Source organism: Nostoc sp. (assembly GCF_035638895.1).
Taxonomy (GTDB): Bacteria; Cyanobacteriota; Cyanobacteriia; order Cyanobacteriales; family Nostocaceae; genus Nostoc.
The window spans coordinates 1-4,048 of the sequence record NZ_DASQZC010000157.1 but is presented as its reverse complement, the minus strand read 5'-3'; the positions used below and the strand labels follow the sequence as shown (position 1 = coordinate 4,048).

The following is a 4,048-nucleotide window of genomic DNA, read 5'->3' as shown; positions in this document are numbered from 1 at the left end:
GTTAATGCAAGCACAAGAAGAAGATTTTATGGCAGCTGCCTATTTAAGCCGATTTTATGATGCTCAACTGCTAAACGCCATTTTACAGGCGAACCGTTCCAAGCGGGTAATGGATGTGATCGAGCGATCGCTAAAAAATCGCATCGTTCAAAATAACTTTTCCATCGCTGGTGTTGGTTACTTACGCTACGAAGACCGTGACGCCATCCCTCAAGCGGCTGATTTTCTCGTCACCGAAGAAAACGTCCACACCGCCGTAGTTTACGGCATTGTTCACGATGAAGATGAAGAACTAGAAATAGTCATTGGCTCCCTGAGAACTAGCAAACTGACCCTTGACCCCGATGAATTCATCAAAGAAGCCTTTGGACAAGATAGTGCAGGGCGCTTTTTCGGCGGTGGAAGAACAAGCGCAGGCGGCTTTGAAATTCCAATGGGCTTCTTATCTGGCAGCAACGAAAATTCCGCTTATGCAAAAATGAAATGGGAAGTATTCGACGCTCAAATTAAGCAAAAACTGCTGAGGTTAGTTAATCCCCGAGATAACCCGATTCAGTCGGAGTAGAGGGAACTCAAGGAGACGCGGAGAACTCCTAACTAATGCAGCAGTCAAAGTGTTTAGTCAGATAGCATCCCTTCCCGATTTTTGATAAAAGTCGGGAATTTGGGTTTTATGACGAATGCTGAACTAAATCAAAGTTAACTTGCGCCTACCTATTTATTTGTGAAGAAGGAGCGCCATGAAGTCTATAAAACTCCAAATCTTACAAACTCTGTATGAGCAAGATTTTTATACTTGGGTAGAGCAGACAACAGAGCTTTTGCGATTGCACCACTGGGACACGCTGGATTTAGAACACTTAATTGAGGAAGTGGTGGACTTGGGTAAGAGTCAACAGCGAGCGTTGCAAAGTGCATTACGGTTAGTCTTATCGCATTTGTTGAAGTGGAAGTATCAACCTGAAGGTCGTAGTCACAGTTGGCAAGTGACCATTACCCGTGAGCGACTGAATATAGATGAATTGCTGGAAGAAAGTCCTAGCTTGCGGCGTTTTTTAAATGATACCGAGTGGATTAATAGTACTTATCAGCGATCACGGCGAGAGGCAATGGTGGAAACGGGTTTATCAGAAGATAACTTTGCGATCGCTTGTCCCTTTTCTGTCGATGAGATTTTAGACTTAGACTTTTATCCTAACCCTGAGCAATGATCGTAAAGTTATTTACCCTATAATAACTGCTACACCATACTCTAAATTGGGTAAATATACGGCTTATATTTAGTATTATAAATGGCTAGCATCATGACAATCATGATTAGTCAATTTTATTTCTGATGGAAACTATAATTTTTCTTTGCAACGGTGAGGCAGAATATTACAGTGGGAAAGGAATCATTAAAAATAGTGAACTTCCTGGCTTGATAAAATCAGAAATTTCGTCAGGAAAATACTACGAAACATCTTGGAGTTGCTGGAATTCTAGATTTATACAGGTTGGAGATAGAGCTTACTTTCAGAGAAGCGGAAATATTGGCAATGAACCTAGTGGCTTTATTGCTGCTGGTCATGTTATTGCAGCACCAGACGATGAGCAATTAAAGCTTTTAGATAGAAAACAATATTCAGATTTAAGTGCAGCATATATATCCTACGATGGGAGATGTTTTGCCGTTAATGTCCAAATAGATTCAGTTGTTGACTTTGATTTTCCTCTGGAACAAAAGGATTTAAGAAGATTACCTCAATTTCAGGGAATAAATTTTAATTTTGGAGCAAGCGGACGTAGATTCAATAGCAAAGCATCTGACTTTTTAAATTCAGAATGGGAGAAGCATTCCCTAATACAACAAAGGCAAAGACGAGGAGTTAGACTTGTTGACATTTTCTTTGATAAGGGAGAGGCATTTAAGCAAAATAAGGAGTATCAAGCTGCAATCGATAATTATAAATTAGCCTTAAAAGTTGATTCCAAATATGTCAAAGCAATTCAGAGGATAAAGACTTGTGAATCAATTTTGAACAGGGAGCCTAAAATACCGTCGGTGGAGCCGAAGCCATCGCTAGATACTAATGAACTATTACTTGCTAGAGAAGAACTTGACAAACAAAAGTTTTTCAATTTTAAAAGTGATGCCGAGGCTCGTCAAAAAATTACTGTATCAATAGTTAGGAGACAGGGGCAACAACAGTTTCGTAAGTCTTTGCTAGATGCTTATTCTAGTAAGTGTGCTATCACAAATTTTGATGCTGATGCTGCACTTGAAGCTGCCCACATTATTCCTTATATTGAAACCGAAAATAATCACCCATCAAATGGTTTGTTGTTACGTGCTGATTTGCATACGTTATTTGATTTAAACCTCATTGCCATTAATCCAAAAACAATGATGGTGCATATTTCCCCTATTCTTCAAACCACTGAGTATCGAACAATTAAGGGGATAAAGTTACGAGTTCCAGAAGATAAAATTTACCATCCCAAGCAGGAGTATTTGAAACAGAGGTTTGATCAGTGTAAATGGTGTTCTACTATTTAATAATTCAAAACCATCTTCATTTTTCTGAGAGGTATCAAAGATGACTCAGCAAGAGTTATCGAAACTTTTAACATTGCTAGAACTACAAAAACAAGTGCTGCAATTACCAATTAAAGAACGTTGGCATTTAGTTGAGTCTGTTCTAGCATCAATTCAACAAGAAACTCTATCGTCTATTGCTGGCAGTCCCACCTTAGAACCTTTAACTGACCTTGATCCTTGGGTTCAGAGTTTAATAGGTGTAATCCAGCTAGAACAAGAAAATCCGATAGAAACTTATGTTGATTATTTAGACTAAAAATATAGTTGAAGCGCGTGTTGTTTGACAGCGTTGTGTTGCTCGATATTTTAGCGCTATCTGAGTGAATAGCTGAGACATAGCGTTAAAATCTGTATCAGTTCTGCTTTTTGAGAGGCATAAGAATGACACAGCAAGAATTGTTTAATGAGTTTTTATCTCTTCCTGCTGAAGCACAGCGTCAAGTAATCGACTTTATTGCTTTTTTGCGGCAAAGATATGGAGTAGTTGAACCTAGTTCTCAATGGCCAGATATTGACTTGATAAATGATAGCTTTATTGGGATGTGGAGCGATCGCCAAGATTTAGCTGATAGCACTGCTTGGGTGCGTGGTGTTCGAGAAAATGAGTGGTCATCACATGACTAACTCAACCATCGTTGATACTGATATTCTAATTGATGCAGGTAGCGGTGTTCTCGAAGCAGTAAAGTGTTTGCAAAATCTGAAAACGAGTTCTGGCTTGGCAATTAGCATAATCACACAAATGGAACTAATGGTTGGTTGTCGTAATAAAGCAGAATTACAAACACTCTTAAATTTCCTCAAGCAGTTTTACATCATTAAGATTGACCAGGCTGTATCTGATACAGCAGTTGATTTATTGCGGTCTTATCGGCTCAGTCATAATTTGGCCATTCCTGATAGTCTCATTGCAGCTACAGCAATAGTTTGGAATTACCCGTTTATCACAAAAAACCAACGGGATTACAGATTTATTCAAGGTTTAAACCTGTTGCTATATCTGTAACATAGAACACCTAACACCGCGTTGCACCGGACAGATGGCAGATCAACAAATACGTAATAATGATTAAGATTAGGATAGGTTAATTGACAGCAGACGTAAATCCTAACTAAGCACGGGCTACGCCCCGCTATGCTAACAGAACTCAAAGTATGGAACTATATTTAATTCGTCATGGCATCGCCGAAGACAAGGGATTAGGCATCAAGGATGAGGAGCGCAGCCTTACTAAAGAAGGACGGCAAAAAACTGAGAAAGTTGCTCAGAAACTTGTTAAATTGGGCTTAAACTTTGATTTGATTCTCACCAGTCCCTTAGTGCGGTCCCGCCAAACGGCTGAAATCCTCATAGCAGAAAAACTAAGCTCCAAATTAGAGGAATCTAGCCACCTCGCCCACGATGGTCAAATTTCTACTTGGCTCAAAGACTGGTTAGAGCCAAGAAATTATTCCCAAAATACCCAA

At 39.4% G+C, this 4,048-nt stretch carries 7 protein-coding genes; all 7 read left to right on the top strand.

Annotation, left to right across the window (positions count from 1 at the left end; genetic code table 11):
* On the top strand, positions 1–565 hold a 565-nt coding region (locus tag VE944_RS07605), incomplete at its 5' end, for a DHH family phosphoesterase (protein WP_414690110.1).
* A 175-nt stretch (positions 566–740) separates the two neighbouring features.
* Positions 741–1,211 carry a DUF29 domain-containing protein gene (locus VE944_RS07600; RefSeq protein ID WP_324974643.1) on the top strand — a complete coding sequence of 157 codons (471 nt, stop codon included), beginning with the start codon at positions 741–743 and terminating at the stop codon, positions 1,209–1,211.
* Positions 1,212–1,336: 125 nt separating this feature from the next.
* A complete protein-coding gene (locus VE944_RS07595) occupies positions 1,337–2,539 on the top strand; it encodes an HNH endonuclease (RefSeq protein WP_324974641.1) in 1,203 nt (400 codons plus the stop codon).
* Between the two features lie 40 nt (positions 2,540–2,579).
* Complete coding sequence (locus tag VE944_RS07590; protein ID WP_324974638.1) at positions 2,580–2,837, top strand: hypothetical protein; 258 nt, start codon at positions 2,580–2,582, stop codon at positions 2,835–2,837.
* 125 nt (positions 2,838–2,962) lie between these two features.
* A complete protein-coding gene (locus VE944_RS07585; protein ID WP_324974635.1) occupies positions 2,963–3,205 on the top strand; it encodes a hypothetical protein in 243 nt (80 codons plus the stop codon).
* On the top strand, positions 3,198–3,587 hold the full coding sequence (locus tag VE944_RS07580) for a type II toxin-antitoxin system VapC family toxin (RefSeq protein WP_324974633.1): 390 nt from the start codon (positions 3,198–3,200) through the stop codon (positions 3,585–3,587). Before VE944_RS07585 ends, VE944_RS07580 begins: the two co-directional genes overlap by 8 nt.
* 149 nt (positions 3,588–3,736) lie before the next feature.
* Positions 3,737–4,048, top strand: a 312-nt coding sequence (gene sixA / locus VE944_RS07575) for a phosphohistidine phosphatase SixA (protein ID WP_324974630.1), incomplete at its 3' end; no start/stop codon positions are given.

Excerpts from the sequence above, each read along its gene's own strand:
- VE944_RS07590 (WP_324974638.1), top strand. The coding sequence starts at position 2,580 with ATGACTCAGCAAGAGTTATCGAAACTTTTAACATTGCTAGAACTACAA.
- VE944_RS07600 (WP_324974643.1), top strand. The coding sequence starts at position 741 with ATGAAGTCTATAAAACTCCAAATCTTACAAACTCTGTATGAGCAAGAT.
- VE944_RS07595 (WP_324974641.1), top strand. The coding sequence starts at position 1,337 with ATGGAAACTATAATTTTTCTTTGCAACGGTGAGGCAGAATATTACAGT.
- VE944_RS07585 (WP_324974635.1), top strand. The coding sequence starts at position 2,963 with ATGACACAGCAAGAATTGTTTAATGAGTTTTTATCTCTTCCTGCTGAA.
- VE944_RS07580 (WP_324974633.1), top strand. The coding sequence starts at position 3,198 with ATGACTAACTCAACCATCGTTGATACTGATATTCTAATTGATGCAGGT.